Origin of the sequence: Micromonospora sp. CA-246542 (assembly GCF_050942905.1) — a bacterium.
GTDB lineage: Bacteria > Actinomycetota > Actinomycetes > Mycobacteriales > Micromonosporaceae > Micromonospora.
Window position 1 is genome coordinate 5,919,580 of the sequence record NZ_CP192040.1, and the last position, 19,045, is coordinate 5,938,624.

General features: G+C 70.9%; 15 protein-coding genes, 1 tRNA gene and 2 pseudogenes. 10 read left to right on the plus strand and 8 right to left on the minus strand.

Annotated features, from left to right (window positions below; translation table 11 throughout):
- Position 1 precedes the first annotated feature (1 nt).
- Positions 2-1,669 carry an arginine--tRNA ligase gene (gene argS / locus ACQP0N_RS27400; RefSeq protein ID WP_433115167.1) on the minus strand — a complete coding sequence of 556 codons (1,668 nt, stop codon included), beginning with the start codon at positions 1,667-1,669 and terminating at the stop codon, positions 2-4.
- A gap of 98 nt (positions 1,670-1,767) precedes the next feature.
- Between argS and ACQP0N_RS27405 the strand changes: the two genes are divergently transcribed.
- The 6 genes and pseudogenes from ACQP0N_RS27405 to ACQP0N_RS27430 all read left to right on the plus strand — a co-directional run.
- Positions 1,768-2,568, plus strand: coding sequence for a DUF3105 domain-containing protein (locus ACQP0N_RS27405; RefSeq protein WP_433115169.1), 801 nt, complete (start codon positions 1,768-1,770; stop codon positions 2,566-2,568).
- 8 nt (positions 2,569-2,576) lie between these two features.
- Positions 2,577-3,245 carry a DUF305 domain-containing protein gene (locus ACQP0N_RS27410; RefSeq protein WP_355052840.1) on the plus strand — a complete coding sequence of 223 codons (669 nt, stop codon included), beginning with the start codon at positions 2,577-2,579 and terminating at the stop codon, positions 3,243-3,245.
- Between the two features lie 630 nt (positions 3,246-3,875).
- Positions 3,876-4,568, plus strand: a complete 693-nt coding sequence (locus tag ACQP0N_RS27415) for a winged helix-turn-helix domain-containing protein (protein ID WP_355052838.1) — start codon at positions 3,876-3,878, stop codon at positions 4,566-4,568.
- A 92-nt stretch (positions 4,569-4,660) separates the two neighbouring features.
- Positions 4,661-4,735, plus strand: a tRNA-Arg gene (locus tag ACQP0N_RS27420).
- An 812-nt stretch (positions 4,736-5,547) separates the two neighbouring features.
- Entirely contained in the window at positions 5,548-5,895 is a 348-nt protein-coding gene (locus tag ACQP0N_RS27425) for a peptidase inhibitor family I36 protein (protein WP_433121851.1), read from the plus strand.
- Between the two features lie 374 nt (positions 5,896-6,269).
- Positions 6,270-6,779: pseudogene (locus ACQP0N_RS27430) on the plus strand (helix-turn-helix domain-containing protein); the annotation flags it as partial.
- Here the strand turns inward: ACQP0N_RS27430 and ACQP0N_RS27435 are convergent.
- The 5 genes from ACQP0N_RS27435 to ACQP0N_RS27455 form a co-directional block, all read right to left on the minus strand.
- Complete coding sequence (locus ACQP0N_RS27435; protein WP_433115171.1) at positions 6,761-7,339, minus strand: dihydrofolate reductase family protein; 579 nt, start codon at positions 7,337-7,339, stop codon at positions 6,761-6,763. The pseudogene ACQP0N_RS27430 and the gene ACQP0N_RS27435 overlap by 19 nt on opposite strands.
- A gap of 110 nt (positions 7,340-7,449) precedes the next feature.
- Complete coding sequence (locus tag ACQP0N_RS27440) at positions 7,450-9,831, minus strand: ATP-binding cassette domain-containing protein (protein ID WP_433115173.1); 2,382 nt, start codon at positions 9,829-9,831, stop codon at positions 7,450-7,452.
- 35 nt (positions 9,832-9,866) lie between these two features.
- Complete coding sequence (locus tag ACQP0N_RS27445) at positions 9,867-10,316, minus strand: helix-turn-helix transcriptional regulator (RefSeq protein ID WP_396804337.1); 450 nt, start codon at positions 10,314-10,316, stop codon at positions 9,867-9,869.
- Between the two features lie 103 nt (positions 10,317-10,419).
- Positions 10,420-11,379, minus strand: coding sequence for a DNA polymerase domain-containing protein (locus ACQP0N_RS27450; protein WP_433115175.1), 960 nt, complete (start codon positions 11,377-11,379; stop codon positions 10,420-10,422).
- The gene (locus tag ACQP0N_RS27455; RefSeq protein ID WP_433115177.1) at positions 11,376-12,872 is read right to left on the minus strand and encodes an MFS transporter; all 1,497 of its coding nucleotides are present in this window, start codon (positions 12,870-12,872) and stop codon (positions 11,376-11,378) included. The genes ACQP0N_RS27450 and ACQP0N_RS27455 overlap by 4 nt, the downstream gene beginning before the upstream one ends.
- Before the next feature lie 122 nt (positions 12,873-12,994).
- On the opposite strand from ACQP0N_RS27455, the gene ACQP0N_RS27460 reads away from it, so the two are divergent.
- The 3 genes and pseudogenes from ACQP0N_RS27460 (at position 12,995) to ACQP0N_RS27470 (ending at position 16,273) form a co-directional block, all read left to right on the plus strand.
- Positions 12,995-13,381, plus strand: a complete 387-nt coding sequence (locus tag ACQP0N_RS27460; RefSeq protein ID WP_355052881.1) for a winged helix-turn-helix transcriptional regulator — start codon at positions 12,995-12,997, stop codon at positions 13,379-13,381.
- 101 nt (positions 13,382-13,482) lie between these two features.
- Entirely contained in the window at positions 13,483-14,070 is a 588-nt protein-coding gene (locus ACQP0N_RS27465) for a TetR/AcrR family transcriptional regulator (RefSeq protein ID WP_357133898.1), read from the plus strand.
- Positions 14,070-16,273 (plus strand): annotated as a pseudogene (locus tag ACQP0N_RS27470) (MMPL family transporter). The gene ACQP0N_RS27465 and the pseudogene ACQP0N_RS27470 overlap by 1 nt, the downstream one beginning before the upstream one ends.
- Before the next feature lie 95 nt (positions 16,274-16,368).
- Here ACQP0N_RS27470 and ACQP0N_RS27475 read toward each other — a convergent pair.
- Positions 16,369-17,625 carry an erythromycin esterase family protein gene (locus ACQP0N_RS27475; RefSeq protein ID WP_433115179.1) on the minus strand — a complete coding sequence of 419 codons (1,257 nt, stop codon included), beginning with the start codon at positions 17,623-17,625 and terminating at the stop codon, positions 16,369-16,371.
- A gap of 100 nt (positions 17,626-17,725) precedes the next feature.
- On the opposite strand from ACQP0N_RS27475, the gene ACQP0N_RS27480 reads away from it, so the two are divergent.
- A complete protein-coding gene (locus tag ACQP0N_RS27480) occupies positions 17,726-17,917 on the plus strand; it encodes a DUF2795 domain-containing protein (RefSeq protein ID WP_433115181.1) in 192 nt (63 codons plus the stop codon).
- Between the two features lie 137 nt (positions 17,918-18,054).
- Here ACQP0N_RS27480 and ACQP0N_RS27485 read toward each other — a convergent pair whose 3' ends face one another.
- A complete protein-coding gene (locus ACQP0N_RS27485; RefSeq protein ID WP_433121853.1) occupies positions 18,055-18,957 on the minus strand; it encodes a Gfo/Idh/MocA family protein in 903 nt (300 codons plus the stop codon).
- Between the last annotated feature and the right edge of the window lie 88 nt (positions 18,958-19,045).

Genomic DNA, 19,045 nt, shown 5'->3' on the forward strand with positions numbered 1-19,045 from the left:
GTCACATCCTCTCGGGGGCGGAGACGCCGAGCAGGCGCAGACCGTTGGCGATCACCGTGCGGGTGGCGTTGTTGAGCCACAGCCGGGCGCGGTGCAGGTCGGTGACCTCCTCGTCGCCCAACGGCAGCACCCGGCAGTTGTCGTAGAACCGGTGGTAGGAGGCGGCGACGTTCTCCTCCAGGTAGCGGGCCACCCGGTGCGGCTCACGCAGCTCGGCGGCCGTGGCCACCACCGCCGGGAACTCGGCGAGCGCCTTGAGCAGCTCGTTCTCCTTCTCGTGCTCGAGCAGCTCGGGGCGGAACGCGTCGGCGTCGCCCGGAACCAGGCCCACCTCGGCGGCGTTGCGGGCCACGCCCGCCGTCCGCGCGGCCACGTACTGCACGTAGTAGACCGGGTTGTCGCGGGTCGCCCGCGTCCACAGCTCGATGTCGATGTCGATCGGGGAATCGCTGGAGTAGCGGGCCAGCGCGTACCGCGAGGCGTCCACGCCGATCGCCTCGACCAGGTCCTCCAGGGTGATCACCGTGCCGGCGCGCTTGCTCATCCGCATCGGGGCGCCGTCGCGCAGCAGGTTGACCAGCTGCCCGATGAGGATCTCCAGGTTGCGCTCCGGGTCGTCGCCGAAGCAGGCCGCCATCGCCTTCATCCGGCCGATGTAGCCGTGGTGGTCGGCGCCCAGCATGATCACGACCCGCTCGAAGCCGCGCTCCCGCTTGTCCAGGTAGTAGGCGCAGTCCGCGGCGAAGTACGTCCACTCGCCGTTGGACTTGCGCAGCACCCGGTCCTTGTCGTCACCGAAGTCGGTGGTCCGCAACCAGGTCGCGCCCTCGGACTCGTACAGGTGGCCCTGCTCGCGCAGCCGCGCCAGCGCGAGGTCCAGCTCGCCCCGGTCGTGCAGGTCCTTCTCGTTGAAGTAGGTGTCGAACTCCACGCCGAAGTCCCGCAGCGACGAGCGGATCTCGTCGAACATCAGCGCGACACCCTCGACGCGGAACACCTCCTGGGCGGCTGCGTCGTCCAGGTCGAGCACGTCGGGCCGGCGGGCCCGCACCTCGCCGGCGATCTCCGCGATGTACGCGCCGCCGTAGCCGTTCTCCGGCACGGCCTCGCCCTTCGCGGCGGCCAGCAGCGACTGGGCGAACCGGTCGATCTGCGACCCGGCGTCGTTGAAGTAGTACTCCGTGCCGACGTCGGCGCCGGTGGCCCGCAGCAGCCGGCTCAGCGCGTCGCCGACGGCCGCCCAGCGGACGCCGCCGATGTGCACGGGGCCGGTGGGGTTGGCCGACACGAACTCCAGGTTGATCTTCTCGCCCGCGAGCCGGTCGCTGCGGCCGTACTCCGCGCCGGCCTCGACGATCACCCGGGCGAGCTGACCGGCGGCGGCGGCGTCCAGTCGGATGTTGAGAAAGCCCGGCCCGGCGATCTCCACCGACTTGATTCCGGGCGCCCGACCGAGCTCGTCGGCGAGGGCGCTGGCCAGCTCACGCGGCGGGACGCCCACCTTCTTGCTCAACTGCAGAGCGAGCGTGGAGGCGTAGTCGCCGTGCTCGGGGTTGCGCGGTCGCTCCACCACCGTGCGCTCCGGCAGCGCGGCGTGATCCAGGCCACGGCCGGTGAAGACGGCGTGGGCGGCGGTGAGGACGACCGAGGCGAGTTCTGCAGGAGTCACCCAACCATGTTATCGGGGGTAGACTCGGGCACTCGGCGGCTACCCTGCGCGTCAACCGGCCCGCCATCTCCCCTGACCGACCGACTTGACGAGGCACGATGAGCATCAGCACCCCGGGTGGCCCAGAGCGCCGCCCGACCGTGGTCAGCACCGGCAAGAAGCCGGCCGCGGGCCGGCCGGCGTCCGGCGCCAAGGCCGGTTCCGGCAAGCCGACGGGCACCCCCCGGGCCGGTGGCAAGGGCCCGCGCAAGCCGGTCGCCCCGGTCAAGGTGAGCCAGGGCCGGGCGTGGGGTCCCATCGCGCTCTTCGTCGCGGTGGGCGTGCTCGCCGCCGGCATCATCGGCTACGGCGCGTGGGCGGCGTTCCAGGGCTCCAAGCCGTGGGACAAGCGGGCCAACGCCATCGACGGCATCGTCAACATCCGCAAGACCGACAAGACGAGCCTCGAGTACGAGTCGCACAAGTCCGGCCCGCTGACCTACAAGTACTCGCCGCCGGTCGGTGGCGTGCACAACGCGGCCTGGCAGAACTGCATGGGTGACGTCTACGACGCCCCGATCGCCAGCGAGCACGCCGTACACAGCCTGGAGCACGGCGCGGTGTGGATCACCTACCGCCCGGACCTGCCCAAGGACCAGGTCGACAAGCTCGCCGGCAAGGTGCGTGGCGTCGAGAAGATGCTGATGAGCCCGTACGAGGGCCTGGACAAGCCGATCTCGCTCCAGGCGTGGGGCTACCAGCTCAAGCTCGACAACGCCGACGACAAGCGGATCGACGAGTTCATCAAGGACCTGCGGGTGAACGCCTCGGTCGAGGGCCCCACGGCGCTCTGCAACCAGGGCGTCACCGCCACCGGCACCACGCCGCGTGAGCTCCAGCAGCAGCCGCCCACCCAGTAAGGACCGCGATGACAGCCCCCACCACCACGGACAGCGAGTACGACGAGACCCAGGCCGCCCCGGACGAGGACGGTCGGGCGCCGGCACGGCGCTACGGGGTGCTCGCGTTGGCCGCCCTGCTGGTGGTGGGGCTGCTGCTCGGGTACGCCGGCGGTCTGCTCACCCCCCGACTCACCCGCCCCGGTGACGCCTCGGTCGAGGCGGGTTTCGCCCGGGACATGACGACCCACCACACCCAGGCCGTGGAGATGAGCCTGATCGCGTACCGGTCGGCGACGCTGCCCGAGGTCCGCCAGATCGCCGTCGACATCGCCACCGGCCAGCAGGGTGAGATCGGCGCCATGCAGACCTGGCTACGCGAGTGGGGGCTGAGCCCGACCGGCTCGCAGCCGCCGATGTCGTGGATGTCCGACGGCGCGGCCGTCAAGGACGGGCTGATGCCGGGCATGGCCACGCCGCAGCAGATGGCCGCCCTGCGCGACGCCAAGGGCATCGAGGTCGACCGGCAGTTCCTGACCCTCATGTACAACCACCACCTGGGCGGAATCCACATGATCGACGCGGCGCTCGCCGAGACCGACAACGCCGAGGTGGTACGCGTGGCGGAGACCATGAAGTCCACCCAGCAGTCCGAGCTGAACAACCTCCGGCAGCTCCAGGCGCAGGCCAAGGGCTGATCCACTCCACGGGCGCACCGGGCCCGCGTCACCGCCGCACCGAGGCGGGACGCGGGCCCGCGCATATTCGGCCCGCGCCCCCGGGGCACGGCACGGCCTCCCGGGAGGGGCACAGAACGCGGCCCGGCCCCCGGGCGGGACGGGGCACGGCCCGGCCCCGGGCGGGACGGGGCACGGCCCGCAGGGCACGGCACGGCCTTGGGGCGGGGCACGAGGTTGGGGCAGGGCACGACTCAGGGGCGCGGCCTCGGGGCGCGGCGGGCGCCGCTCCGCTGATCGACTCGGGTTCCTGCAAGGCGCGGTGTCGGCGCGACCCGGACACCCCGACATCCAGGAACCCGAGTCGATCGTGAGGCCAACTTCGCCGACGCCTGCGTGATCCACACCAGTTCGCCGAGGTGGCGGTTTCCGGCCGCCTGGACAGCGCCACATCGGCGAACTGGCAGCAGGCCAGCCCGGATAGCAGCCGGTCGGCACGGGCCCGCCGGACCGATCCACGGGCCACTGTGCCCTGATCATACCTACTTCACCCCTTATGGGCGTTTTACGTTGGACGGGCGATTACGTTGCTTAGAGAGTTTTCTCCGCACATATCGTGACCAGTTGTGATTCGGGCTCGTTGCCCAAGACGTGGGGGTTGCACTCAGAGACGCACGGCGCTCGGTCACCAGTTGGTGCCGACGCCACACCATCGGCGGTGACGGGGCGGTGGCAGCCGTCCGTCGCGGACAGCGGCAGGGCGAGCCGGGAATGCTCAGCCGCGAGCAGGAACTCGAACTGATCGACACACTCCGGGGCGTCCACCCCGACGAGTTCGGCCTGGACGAGGAGCTGTGGACGCGGCAGAGCCTCACCACGCTCATCCAGCGCCGGTTCGACCTACCGCTGGACGTGGGCGCCGTCGGGGCGTACCTGCGGGCCTGGGGGTTGGGTCCCCGCGAGCCGCGCGAGCGGGCCTGTGGGCTCTGCGTCAGCGCGGTCGAACGGTGGGTCCGCAGCGAGTACCCGGCGATCACCCGGACCGCCCAGGAGCACCTCGCCGAGGTGTATTGGATCGGGCGGGTACGGCTGCGCGGCACGATGCCGGCCGCCGACGTGATCTCCGCCGTGTCGTCCCGGGGCCGGGTGCGCTTCATGATCACGACGCCGACGGTCGACCCGCCGCTCCCCCGCGACTTCGTCCTGCGACTCAGTGGCGAGGAACAGCGCACCGTGCACCTGATCGTGGACGGGTCCTGGCCCCGCAACGAGTGGCCGCGTCGGCTGCCCCGGCGGATCGTCCTGCACCCGCTGCCCAGTTGTGGACGGGCGGTCGCGGCCTGAGTACCGGGTGGGCCGGTCGCCGACACGATCGGCCCACCCGATACCGATTCGGCGTACGCCCAGGAGGTTTGCTAGTCTTCTCCAGTCGCTGAGCCCCCGTAGCTCAGGGGATAGAGCACCGCCCTCCGGAGGCGGGGGCGCAGGTTCGAATCCTGCCGGGGGCACCATCAATGACCAGCACGAAAAGGCCCTTGAACAGGGGAAACCCGGTCAAGGGCCTTACTCGTGTGTCTGGCTGTGTTCGGCCGTCAGCGGCGCGTGGCGGGCGTCTGTGCCATATCCGTGCCAAAGTTCGGCCGCTCGGTCAGTCGTGGCCGAAATGCTCGGTCGACGCGTCGCCGGAGAGCAGCCTCACCGCCGTCTAGGCACTTGGCGTAGATGCTGAGCAGCACCCCCTCCACCGACTGCCCGGCCCAGCCGGCTACCTGGGTCGGCAAGACTCCCCCGTTGAACCAGGTCAACACGGCGCATGTATCGCCGGCCGTTAAGGGGCCAGCGTGGTTCGACTCGGCATGGCCGACCGTCACCTTCCGGCACGACGGATGAACGCCTACCTCGGGCGGCTGCTCGGCGAGGTAGGCGCGGCGCTGCTCAACATCGACGGCTCGGTGTGCGGCAGCTTCGCCGAATACCCGGCGCGCCGACACTTGGGAAGGTGTACTGAGATACCCACCACGATTGCCCGCTGGCCCACCTTTAAAAGAGTGAGGCTTAGATTAACCGACAGAAGTGGGCACGGGAGCGCCTTGCTACCTCCTCTCCAGTCCTTGACACATCAAAATACCGTTGATAGGATCTTGTTAACTTCCATATCTCGATATGCCGCGCTAATCAATGATGAAGGTCCAGAAGTACCGACAACTTCGCAGCATCTTCAGCTTGAGATCGCCGGAAAATCGAGTGCGGGCACAACGAACGGGGAGCGCATATGAGGATCATCCGAAGAGCCATTGCCGTTTTGGGCTTTATAGCGCTAGGCATGGCCGTCGCGCCACCCGTAGCCGCTCAAGCCGCCACCCCGCAGCCGGCAGCAGCCCTGGCAGCTTGGGATTGCCCCTCCGGAAACCTCTGCGTCTGGGACGGCACGGGTGGAACGGGCGCGCGCTGCCTTTGGAGTGACGCCGATGTCGACTGGCGCAGCGGTATCACCTGCTCCTGGTCTCTCAATTGGCCAGTGCGCTCGGTCTACAACCGCGGGACCAGCCCGGCCTACAGTGGCGTCACACTCTACCAAGGCGCGAATTATGTGAATGCTCAACATTATCTTGCGCAAGGCCTGAAAAGCAGCAACGTTAACTACTACGCACGGTCACACCGTTGGCAATGATCCCTACCTGACGGCTGGCAACTCACAAGGTGGTACTGGACGACGCGTCCAACCGCGCGTCGTCCAGTCACCTCAGCAATCAGGGTGGACGGATGGACCCGCCCGAATCGAGTACCAGTAGGCGGCTCTCGGCTTGTTAGCATCGGCTATACGTCGCGCAATCGGCCGCACGCAAGCGGCCGGCCATCGCAGTCCTGCGTGCCGAAGTTCGGCACGGGTCAGCCGTGGCCGAACGCTCGTTCGACGCGTTGCCGGAGAGCAGCCTCACCGCCGTCTAGGCACTTGGCGTAGATCCTGAGCAGCACCTCCACTGACTGTCCGGCCCAGTCGGCTACCTGGTTCGGCGGCACTCCCCCGTTTAGCTGTGTCGACACGCGACCTCTACCGGCATCGAGTTCGCGGTGGGCACCTCGTTGCGGACCGTGCCCGCGCCCACACTCGTCGATGGCGGCATCGGGCTCCCCGACACCACCCACCGGAGGTTCCGGCTGGACGGCGCACGCTGGGAGACGCCAGGCCCCGACGACGTCGAGGCCCTGGTCGACAGGCTCGTCCGGGCCGGAACGGTGGTCCGGGACCTGCTCGTCGTCGACGTGCTGCGTGGTAACCGCCCGGCCGCCTCGGAGCGCACGGTCGAACGCCGGTTTCGCGCCGCGACCGGGCTGTCGCGGGGCGCGGTCCGGCAGATCGAACGTGCCCGTACGGCGGCCGAGCTGCTGGCCGCCGGCCACCCGACTGCGGATGTCGTCGCCAAGCTCGCCTACTACGACGAGCCGCACCTGGCGAGGGCACTCCGCGCCTACGTCGGACGGACCGTCGGGCTGTTGCGCGCGGGCGTCGGCGGCCCGATCGCCCTCGACCTCGATCAGCGCCTGACGTCGTAGACCAGTTTCAGGATGCCGTTCGAGTAGCTCTCCGACTCCCGTAGCGTCAGTAGGTGCTTGTCCCGGTCGGCTCGGCCGAACAGGCACTTGCCGGCGCCGAGCAGCACTGGGAAGACCAACAGGTTGTACTGGTCGATGAGGCCCGCGTCGGACAGTCGCCGGGCCAGCTCCGCGCTGCCGTGAATGAAGATCGCGCCGCCCTCGCCCGCCTTGAGCGCCGCGACGTCCTCGGTCGACCGCAGGATCGTCGTCGGCCCCCACCCACCGACCAGGGCGTCGTCAGGCAGCGTGGCCGACACCACGTACTTGGGGAGGTCCTTGTAAGCGGCGTGGTCCTCCGAACCGGGCCAGACCGGCGCGAACGCCTCGTAGCTGCGGCGGCCGAACATCAGCGCCGTCGTGTCGGCGAGCTCCTCGCCCTTGAGCGACCAGGCTTCCGGGACGAACTCGAGATCCTTGAACACCCACCCGCCGCTGCGGTGCTCCTCCCCCGGCCCGCCGCCGGGAGAATCCACGACGCCGTCGAGCGACATGAAACCGGTGTAGACCAGGTCACGCATTGTGCCGTCTCCTCCTGCTCGGGCGGGCTGCCGGGTCCACACTAGATCGCGGCCCCGGCAGTCGTCTTGGACCAAAACGACAACAGGCCCGTCGGCGCCTTCGTCGAGGCTCAGGTGCCGACGTACGCCGCCAGGTGCTCGCCGGTGAGGGTGGAGCGGGCGGCGACGAGATCGGCCGGGGTGCCCTCGAAGACGATTCGGCCGCCGTCGTGGCCGGCGCCCGGGCCGAGGTCGATGATCCAGTCGGCGTGCGCCATGACGGCCTGGTGGTGCTCGACGACGATCACCGACGTGCCGGAGTCGACGAGCCGGTCCAGCAGGCCGAGCAGTTGCTCCACGTCGGCGAGGTGCAGGCCGGTGGTCGGCTCGTCGAGGACGTAGATGCCGCCCTTCTCGGCCATCCGGGTGGCCAGCTTGAGCCGCTGCCGCTCGCCGCCGGACAGGGTGGTCAGCGGCTGGCCGAGGCTGAGGTAGCCGAGCCCGACGTCGACGAGTCGGTCGAGGATGGCGTGCGCGGCCGGCGTACGCGCCTCGCCCGTGCCGAAGAACGCCTCCGCCTCGGTCACCGACATGGCGAGCACCTCGCTGATGTCGCGGCCGCCGAACCGGTACTCCAGTACGGACGCCTGGAAACGCCGCCCCTCGCACTCCTCGCAGGTGGCGGCGACGCCGGCCATCATCCCCAGGTCGGTGTAGATGACGCCGGCGCCGTTACAGCCGGGGCAGGCACCCTCGGAGTTGGCGCTGAACAGCGCGGGCTTCACACCGTTGGCCTTGGCGAACGCCTTGCGGATCGGTTCGAGCAGACCCGTGTACGTCGCGGGGTTGCTCCGCCGGGAGCCGCGGATCGCGCTCTGGTCGACCGACACCACACCGTCGGTGCTGGACACCGAGCCGTGGATGAGCGAGCTCTTGCCCGAACCGGCCACGCCGGTAACCACCACGAGCACGCCGAGCGGGATGTCGACGTCGACGTCCCGCAGGTTGTGGGTGTTCGCGCCCCGCACGGCGAGCGTGCCGGACGGTGTACGCACCGACGACTTCAGCGCGGCCCGGTCGTCCAGGTGCCGCCCGGTCAGGGTGTCGCTGGCGCGCAGCCCCTCGACGGTGCCCTCGAACACCACCTCACCACCGCCGGTGCCGGCGCCCGGACCGAGGTCGACGACGTGGTCGGCGATGGCGATGGCCTCCGGCTTGTGCTCCACGACCAGGACGGTGTTGCCCTTGTCGCGCAGGCGCAGCAGCAGGCCGTTCATGCGGGCGATGTCGTGCGGGTGCAGCCCGATCGTCGGCTCGTCGAAGACGTACGTGACGTCGGTGAGCGACGACCCGAGGTGGCGGATCATCTTGGTGCGCTGTGCCTCGCCACCGGAGAGCGTGCCGGACGGGCGGTCGAGCGACAGATAGCCCAGCCCAATCTCCTCGAAGGAGTCGAGGAGGTGTTGCAACCCGCTGAGCAGCGGCGCGACCGACGGGTCCTGGACGCCCCGGATCCAGGCCGCGAGGTCGCTGATCTGCATGGCGCAGACATCGGCGATGTTCTTGCCGGCGATCTTCGACGAGCGGGCCTCGGCGCTGAGCCGGGTGCCGTCGCAGTCGGGGCAGGTCGTGAACGTGACCGCCCGGTCCACGAAGGCACGGATGTGCGGCTGCAACGTGTCGATGTCCTTGGCGAGGAACGACTTCTGGATCTGCGGGATCAGGCCCGAGTACGTCAGGTTGATGCCCTCAACCTTGATCTTGGTCGGTTCCCGGTGGAGCAGGTCCTGCAACTCCCGCTTCGTGTACTTGCTGATGGGCTTGTCCGGGTCGAAGTAGCCGCAGCCCCGGAAGATCCGGCCGTACCAGCCCTCCATGCTGTAGCCGGGAATCGTGATCGCGCCCTCGTTGAGCGACTTGCTGTCGTCGTACAGCGCGGAGAGGTCGAAGTCGGTGACCGCGCCCATCCCCTCGCAGCGCGGGCACATGCCGCCCAGGCGGTTGAAGGTCGCCTTCTCGGTCTTCGTCTTGCCCGCGCCCCGCTCCACGGTGATCGCGCCACTGGCCCGGACCGACGGGACGTTGAAGGAGAAGGCGTTCGGCGAGCCGATGTGCGGCTGCCCGAGCCGGCTGAACAGGATGCGCAGCATCGCGTTGGCGTCGGTGGCGGTGCCGACGGTGGAGCGGGCGTTGGCCCCCATCCGCTCCTGGTCGACGATGATCGCGGTGGTGAGCCCGGCCAGCACGTCGACCTCGGGCCGGGTCAGCGTCGGCATGAAGCCCTGGAGGAAGGCGCTGTAGGTCTCGTTGATCATCCGCTGTGACTCGGCGGCGATGGTGCCGAACACCAGCGAGCTCTTGCCCGAGCCGGAGACACCGGTGAACACCGTGAGGCGACGTTTCGGCAGCTCGACCGTGACGTCCTTGAGGTTGTTGACGCGAGCGCCCTGCACCCGGATCAGGTCGTGGCGGTCGGCGACGTGTGCCGCGGGCGAGTCCGTGGCCTTGCTCATCGTCTCTCCATCTGCTCGGGTGGGCGGGGCCCCGGTCACGCTAGAGGTGGCCGCGTGACCTGCGCTTCTCGATTCCTGATGGGTCTGGTGACCTGCTTCGCCGTACAGGACGGCAGCCCGGCGGTCGACAGCGCCGCCTCCCGGCGGTAGGTGCTGGGGGGCATACCGACCAGTTCGGTGAAGCGGGTGCTGAAGGTGCCGAGCGACGAGCAGCCGACCGCGAAACATACATCGGTGACGCTCATGTCGCCACGACGCAGCAGGGCCATCGCGCGCTCGACGCGCCGGGTCATGAGATAGCTGTACGGGGACTCACCGTAGGCGAGCCGGAACTCCCGGCTGAGGTGCCCCGCCGACATGTGGACGCCCCGGGCGAGCGCCTCGACGTCCAGCGGCTGCGCGTACTCCCGGTCGATGCGGTCGCGGACGCGACGCAGCCGCGCGAGGTCGCTGAGGCGCTGGCTCTCCGTGGATCGGCTGGTCACCCGCAAAATCGTGCCACAGAACCCCGACAAGAAAGGCCCGCCGGACGGCCGAGCCGGACCCGAGCCGCGCGGCGGCGGGTGGGGCGGTCGTCGGGGCGTACCGTCAGGTGGTTTCGCGGCGGGCGCGGGCCCGGCGCTTGCCCTCGTGCATGGCCTGGACGCGGGCAACCGGGATGGCGCGGCCCTCGGTGACCAGGTCGGCGGGGATCTGCTGGGGTTCCGGCAGCAGCGCGAGCCACGGGTCGGTCCCGGCGAGCAGCGCCGGGACCGTCCGGATGGTGAAATCCGCCGGGGTCACCTCGGTCAGGTCGGCCCAGTCGACCGGGAAGGAGACTGGCATCCCGGGCCGTAGTCGCGGGCTGTACGCGGCGACGACCGTCGCCCCGCCGGAGCGGGTGGCGTCCACGAACACCTTCCCGCCCCGGTCCTCGCGGATGTACGCCGTGGTGGCGAGCGCCGGGTCGAGCCGTTCGGCGCGGACGGCGAGCGCCCTGGTGGCGGCCGCCAGCTCCTCGGCGGTGGCATCGCCCGTGACCGGGACGAAGACGTGCACGCCCTTGGCGCCGCTGGTCTTGACCGCTCCGACCAGGCCGGCGTCGGCGAGCGCCTGGCGGACGAGCAGGGCCGCGTCGACCGCCGCCCGGAACCCGTCGCCCTCGGGCGGGTCCAGGTCGAGCACCAGGTGGGTCGGTCGGTGCAGGTCGGCAACCGTGGCCAGGGTCGGGTGGTACTCGACCGCGCGCTGGTTGGCGAACCAGAGCAGGGTCCGCCGGTCGTCGCAGAGGGCGTACGAGATCTCCCGGTGCGACGCCTCGGCCCAGACCGGCGTCCGGCGTACCCAGTCCGGGGTGTAGCGGGGCAGGTTCTTCTGCATGAACGGCGGCTGGCCGGGGCGGACCCGGATCACCGACAGCGGCCGGTCCCGGAGTTGCCCGATGATCGGCTCTCGGACTGCGTCGAGGTAGTCGACGAGGTCGCGCTTGGTCGCGTTGTCACGGTCGGACAGCGGCTGGTCCAGATTGGTCAGGGCCACGCCGTCGCGGGTCTCGTCAGCCTCACTCACCCGATCACCCTCGCGGCCTCGGCGTCCTCGGTCAACCGGACGCGGCGCTTCGACCCCGAACGATCGCGAGGCCCGCCGTCGCCGGACCGCCCGGCGGCCGGCCGCGACCCGGTGACCAGCGCCAGCAGCAGCGCGGCGAGCACGAGGGCGGCGGCCACCGCGTACGCGACCCGGTAACCGCCGGCCAGCGCGGCCACCTCGGCCTGACCGGCGGCCCGCAGGCCGTCGCTGCGGGCCGCCGCGAGGGTCGCCAGCGTCGCCAGGCCGAGCGCTCCCCCGACCTGCTGGGTCGTGTTGGCCAGACCGGAGGCGAGCCCGGCGTCGGCGTCGGTCGCGCCGGCCATGGCCAGCGTGGTGACCGCCGGCAGGGTCAGGCCGCCGGCCACCCCGAAGATCAACATCGCCGGGAGTACGTCGCCGACGTAACTCCCGTCAGCGGACAGCCGGGCCAGCAGCAGGAAACCGACGGCGGCCAGGCCGAGCCCGGTCACCAGCACGGCTCGGGCGCCCCAACGGGCGATCAGTCGGCCCGCCAGGCCGAGCGACACCACCGCGATCACCACGGGGGTGGGCAGGAACGCCCAGCCGGTCGCCGCCGCGTCCAGCCCGAGCACCAGTTGCATCTCCACGGCGAGCAGGAACTGGAAGCCGAAGAACGCGGCCACCATGAGGAACTGCACGCCGTTCGCCGCGAGCAGGCCGGGCACACGCAGCAGCCGGGCCGGCAGCAGCGGGGTGGACGCCGCGCGCTGGCGTACCGCGAAGCCGCCGAGCAGCAGCGCGGCGAGCGCCACCGCGCCGAGGGTTCGCGGGCTGGTCCAACCGTGCTCGCCCGTACCCACGATGCCCAGCACGGCCGCCATCAGGCCGGCGGTGGCGAGCAGGGCGCCCGGCACGTCGAGGCCGGCCCGCAGACCGACGCCCCGCTCGGCGGGGAGCCGACGGACGGCGGCGAGCAGGATCGCCACCCCGATCGGGAGGTTCACCAGGAAGATCGAGCGCCAGCCTGCCAACTCGGTCAGCACTCCCCCGGCCACCGTGCCGACGGATGCGCCGGCCGCCCCGGTGAAGCTGTAGACGGCGATCGCGCGGGCCCGCTCGGCCGGCTCGGGGTAGAGCCGGACGATCATGCCGAGGCTGACCGCCATGGCCAGCGCGCCGCCGACGCCCTGGCCGAACCGCGCGCCGACGAGCAGGGCTGGATTGCCGGCCGCCGCGCAGGCCACCGAGGCCACGGTGAACAGCGCGACGCCGGCCAGGAAGACCCGACGTCGGCCGAGCAGGTCACCGAGGCGACCGGCGAGCAGCAGCAGCCCGCCGAACGCCACCAGGTAGGCGTTGACCACCCAGGCCAGCCCGGCGGCGGTGAAGCCCAGGTCGCGTTGCACGGCGGGCAGAGCCACCGACACGACACTGCCATCCAAGATGATCATGAGACTGCCGGCGCACAGCACCAGCAACGCCGGCCAGCGGGACGGGGTCGCTCGGGCCACGGAATCCTCCTTGGTGCACGGTTTGTTACCGACGCCATCGTCTGTGACCATGAGCGGGAGCGGAAGGAGGCACTGTCGTGTCCCAGAGGAACAGCGATGTGTCCGCCCTGGTGGAGGCCGAGCTGACCTGCTCACCCGGCAACGTGCCCTTCACTCCGGGGCAGGCGCGCGCCTGCACGGTCCGCGAGGTGCTCGACCGGGTCGGCGGCAAGTGGAGCATCGGCATCCTGGTGGCGGCCTCGCACGGACCGGTGCGCTTCACCGAGCTGGAACGGCACATCGAGGGCATCAGCCGCCGGATGCTCACGCTGACCCTGCGCAACCTGGAACGCGACGGCCTGCTGCACCGCACCGTCTATCCGACCGTGCCGCCCAAGGTCGAGTACGTGGCCACCCCGATGGCGCTGGAGCTGTACGAGTCGCTGGTGGCCCTCACGAGTTGGGCCGAGCGGCACCGCCGGGCGATCGCCGAGGCGCGGACCAGGTACGACGCGGAGCACGCGGACTAGACAGGAAACCGGGTGTGGGGAACGCCACCCGGTTTGTCTGACCGATCGGTCAGGGTCTGACCGATCGGTCAGGCATGCTGGTTCACGGAGGTGGACCGGTGATGGCGAGAGCGGTGTCCGAGACGCACGGCGAGATCCTGGCCGCGGCGGCGCGACGGTTCGCGGTGACCGGCTACCGGGGCACCTCGTTGCAGGACATCGCCCGCGAGGTCGGCTGCTCCAAGGCCACCGTGCTGTACCACTTCGCCAACAAGGAAGCCCTGCTCGCCGAGCTGATGGCACCGGCCATCACGGTGCTGACCGACCTCGACGACCAACTCAGCGGCCTGACCGGCGCGGCCGCCCAGGACGTCGCCGCGGTCGGTTTCGTCGACCTCGCGGTCCGGTTCCGGCGGGAGATCGCCGTCCTGCGCGGCGAGTTCCCGGAGCTGCTGTGCCAGCCGGCCTTCGCCCACATCCAGCAGATCTCCGAACGGCTGCGCGACGCGCTGGCCGGCCACTCCGACCGCCCCGGTGCCCGGATCGCCGCGCTGGTGCTGCTAGCCGGCATCTCCGAGGCGTGCGCCGAGTTCGTCGACATCCCCGACGACGAGCTGCGTCCCGCCCTGCTCACCCTCGCCCGGCGGGCCGTCGAACCCGTCGGAACACCCCAGCCCCAACCACCCACGACCGAGGACAAGGACTCCTGATGGCCACCCTGCTCTACCGGCTCGGCCGGGGCGCGTTGCGCCGGCGACGGCTCGTCGTCGCGCTCTGGCTCGTCGTACTCGTCGGTGCCGGCCTCGCCGCGGCGACCCTGCGCGGCCCGACGGCGAGCAACTTCACCATGCCCGGAACCGAGAGCCAGCGCGCGCTGGACCTGCTCAGCGAGCAGTTCCCCGCGGCCAGCGGCGCCACGGGCACGATCACGCTCAAGGCGCCCGGGGACGGCCAACTGGCCACCCCGGAGGGCCAGGCCGTGGTGCAGGAGCTGGTCCAGCAGGCCGGGACGCTGCCCGGCGTCGTCGGCGCGGTCAACCCGCTCCAGGTCGGTGCCGTCTCGCCCAACGGCCGGTACGCGCTGGTGCAGGTCCAGTTCGCCACCGGGGCGGACGAGGTGACCGACGCGCAGAAGACCGCGTACGAGGAGGTCGGCGCGGCCGCCAAGGCCAAGGGCTGGCAGGTCGCACCGGGCGGTGAGGTGCTGGGCGGGGAGCCGGAGATCGGCTCGACCGAGGCGCTCGGCGTCCTGGTCGCCGCGATCGTCCTGATCATCACGTTCGGCTCGCTGGTGGCCGCCGGCATGACCATGCTCAACGCGCTGATCGGCGTGGGCGTCGGCATGGCCGGCCTGTTCGCGCTGAGCGGCGTCATCGAGTTGACCAGCACGGCGCCGATCCTCGCGCTGATGCTCGGCCTCGCCGTGGGCATCGACTACTCGCTGTTCATCACGTCCCGGCACCGGCAGAACCTGCTCGACGGCCTGCCGCCGGACGAGGCCGTCGGCCGGGCCGTCGGCACCGCCGGCTCCGCGGTGGTCTTCGCGGGCGCCACCGTCGTCATCGCGCTCGCCGGACTGGCCGTGGTGGACATCCCGTTCCTCACCGTCATGGGTCTCGCCGCCGCCGGCACCGTCACCGTGGCCGTCCTCGTCGCCATCACCCTGCAGCCGGCGCTGCTCGGCTTCGCCGGCCGTCGGGTGCTCCCCGCCGGCTGCGGGCGCTCGCCAACGAGGGCACGCCGGCCACCGACGCGGACCTCGACCGGTCGGCCCCGGCCGAGGACCGCACCCGGTTCGGCTTCCGCTGGGCCCGGTTCGTCACCCGTTTCCGCGTACCCGTCATCCTGGTCGGGCTGCTCGGCCTGGGGCTGCTCGCGCTGCCCACGCCCGACATGCGGCTGGCGTTGCCGGGCGCGGCGACGGCCGCCGTCGGCTCTCCCGCCCGGGTGGCGAACGACCTGACCGTCGAGGGCTTCGGCCCGGGCTTCACGGGCCGACTCGCGGTGGTCGTGGCCGGCGACGACGCCCAGGCGACCGCAGCCGCCGTACCGCAGGTCACCGCGCTGCTGCAACGTACCGAGAACGTCCTCGCGGTGGCGCCGCCGCAGCTCAGCCCGGACGGCCGGACGGCGCTGCTCGGCGTGGTGCCCAAGACCGGCCCGACCGACGAGGCCACCGAGACGCTGGTGCACGACATCCGGGACTCGGTCAGCGGCATCCGCGGCGCGGACGTCCTGCTCACCGGCGTCACCGCGATCGGCATCGACGTCTCCGAGAAGCTCTCCGACGCGCTGCCGGTCTACCTGCTGCTGGTGGTCGGGCTGTCGGTCCTGCTGCTGATGCTGGTGTTCCGCTCGCTGCTGGTGCCGGTCAAGGCCGCGCTGGGCTTCCTGCTCACCGTCGCCGCCACGTTCGGCATCACGGTGGCGGTGTTCCAGCAGGGACACCTCGCCGACCTGGTCGGCCTGGACACGCCCGGCCCGCTGATCAGCTTCCTGCCGATCCTGCTCATCGGCATCCTCTTCGGGCTCGCCATGGACTACGAGGTGTTCCTGGTGTCCCGGATGCGGGAGGACTTCGTACACGGCGAGAGCGCCCGGGCGGCCACGATCAGCGGCATGGGGCACGGCGCCCGGGTGGTCACCGCCGCCGCGCTGATCATGATGTCGGTGTTCGGGGGCTTCGTCTTCCTCGACGACCCGGTGATCAAGTCGATGGGCTTCGCGCTCGCCATCGGCGTGGCGATCGACGCCTTCGTGGTCCGCATGACCATCGTCCCGGCCGTGATGTCCCTGCTCGGTGACCGCGCCTGGTGGCTGCCCCGCTGGCTGAACCGCGCCCTGCCCAACGTCGACATCGAAGGCGAAGGCCTCCGCGACCACCTAACGGCGCAGGAACCCACAAGGGTCTAGCCCCAGTCTGGTCGATCATGGAGTTGTGGTGCCCGTCGCGCCCTGACTCGGGCACTTCGTCCGGCACCACAACTCCATGATCGGCGCGGGCCCGGTCACACGCCGGCCGGGTACGTCTCCATCTCGCCGGGGACGGCGGGAACCGCCAGCGGGTGCAGGGCTGTCGTCTCGTCGCACCAGATCAACGCGTCGTAGCGCGCGGCCAGGCGCGTCGGCACATAGTTGCCCCAGGACTCGAACGACGGGTCGTAGACCACCCCGATCGCCCGGTGGTCCGCCGGCTCGGTGACCCAACCCGGCTGGTCGTCGCCGCCGAAGACGAGCACCGCCCGCTCGGGCATCAGCTCGTGCAGCCGCCGCTCCACCGAGCCCTCCCGTGCCGGCGGCACCACCATCGCCTCCCAGGGCGAGCCCCACCGCGGAGCGGCGATCACCGTGCCCCGGTAGGTGCCGAACCCGATCAGCGCCACCGCGTCGTCGCCGTGCCGTTCGCGGGCCAACTGACCAATGTTGACCATCCCGTCTGCGGCCATGTCGGTGGCCCGCGCGTCCCCCACGTGCGTGTTGTGCGCCCAGACGATCCCTCGGGCGTCCGGGCCGTAGCGATGCAGCAGCCGGTCCAAAGTGTCCTGCATGTGGGTGTCGCGGATGTTCCACGAGTCCGGACCGCCGGCCACCATCGCCCGGTAGTAGCGCTCCGCGCCGGCCACCACCTCCGCGTTCTGCCAGGCCGAGAAGCGGTCCGGGCCGTCCGACATGGCCTGTTCCCGGGTACGCGCCAACAGCCGGACCACCTCCTCCTCGCACCGGGCGGAGACGAACCGGCTCGCCGCGCCGTACTCCTCGACCCGCTTGCCGTACGGCTCGAAGCACCGGTACGCGTCCTGCGCCGCCTCCAGCGAGGTCGGGTCCTCCTCCCCCAGGTAGTCGAAGATCGCCTGCATCGACTCCCAGAGGCTGTAGACGTCGAGCCCGTGGAACCCGGTCCGCTCACCCTCCGGCCGTTGCAGGTTCCACGCCCGCAGCCATCGGCAGAAGCGCGCCACCTCGGCGTTGGCCCACATCCAGGTCGGCCAGCGCTCGAAGCGTTCCAGCGCGCTCTGCGGATCGAGAGCCCCGCCGGGCGCGGCGGTGACCGAGCGGTGCACCCGGTCGCAGTCCGGCCAGTCGCCCTCCACGGCCACGAACGAGAAGCCGCACTCCGCGATCAGCCGACGGGTCAACTGCTCACGGAGCCGGTAGTAGTCGTAACTGCCGTGCGTGGACTCGCCGATCATCACCACCCGGGCGTCCCGAACGCGCTCCAGCAACGGGTCGAAGTCGCTCGGCGCGCCGAGCCGCTGAACCAGCATGGCAGCGGCTACCCGGCGCTCACGCCGACAAACCGTCGGCGCGTCGCGAGCCGACACGCCGTCAGCGTGTACGCCTGACACGAGCGGGTAGCCAACCGACATGACCGTGTCAGGCGTGCAGTTGCAGGAGTACCTGGCCGGGCTCGACTACCCGGTCTCCCGCGAGGACCTCGTCCGCTGGGCGCAGGAGAACGGCGCCGACACGACCATGCTGCACCTGCTCCAGGCCCTACCACCCGAACAGTTCGACAATCCCGAAGAACTAACCGAGGCCCTAACAACCCCCACCTGACCCCACCCCTCCGGCGGCCCAGACCCCACGCCCCAGACCCCGTTGATCATGAAGTTATTGCCACCCGGCCCGGCGTGTCGGAGCAATAACTTCATGATCAACGGGGTCGAGCGAGGGGGTGCGGGGGTGGGACGGGGTTAGGGGAGGGGGATCGTGCGGGATTGTTGGCGGGCCTCCTCGGCGGCGGCGATGATCGTGACCACCTCACGGCCGAAGCGGACGTCGCAGCGATGGTCGCGGGCACCGGACTGGACCTGCTCGACGAGCTGGTCGATCGCCACGCCGAACGCCGTCGCGGCGTCGTTCTCGCCGTGCGGCACGGTCTCGATGCCGTTCTCGCCGTAGAACACGAACTCCCGGGCCATGGCCTCGGTCGGCGCGTCGAGGGAGAGCGAGGCGCTGCTGGTCGCGCCGCCCTCGTGGGTGAGCAGCAGGTGCACCATCCCGCTCGGGCCGTCCATCGCGGCCACCTGGGTCACCCTCCCCAGCACCGGCAGGAGGATCGAGAGCGCGTGCGGGGCGATGTCCCAGAGCGCGCCGTGCTCGCGACGCCACAGCGAGCCGCCGTACGGGCTGCCGTCCTGGAAGATCGACGCGAACGCCGTGGTGCGGCCGTGCTGCCAGCCACCGGCGGCGGCGGTCGACGCGAGGAACGCGGTGACGTTCGGCTGGAACCGCTGGGTGAAGAACACCACGGAGGCCACTCCCGACGCCTCGGCGGCGGCGACCACCCGGTCGGCGTCGTCCACGCTGAGCGCCAACGGCTTGTCGAGCAGCAGATGCCGGCCGGCGTTGGCGGCCCGGACCGCGATGTCGGCCTGCACGTCCGGCGGCAGCGCGACGGCGACGGCCTCGCACTGCTCAATGAGGGCGTCGACGTCGGCGTACGCGGGCACGCCGTACCGCTCGGCCAGCGCGGAGGCCCGCTCCGGGTTGCGCCCCCACACCCCGACCAGTTCCGCGTCCGGGTGTGCGTGCAGCGCCTTCCCGTGCGTCTCGATCGCCCAGTGACCGGTGCCGAACAAGCCGAACCGCAGCACGTGTACCTCCGCCGTCTCCCCCGCCGTGGCGGCGCCACGGACCTGATCCACGCTAGTCGCCCCGCAGGCCACGCCGGTGGCGGGTCGC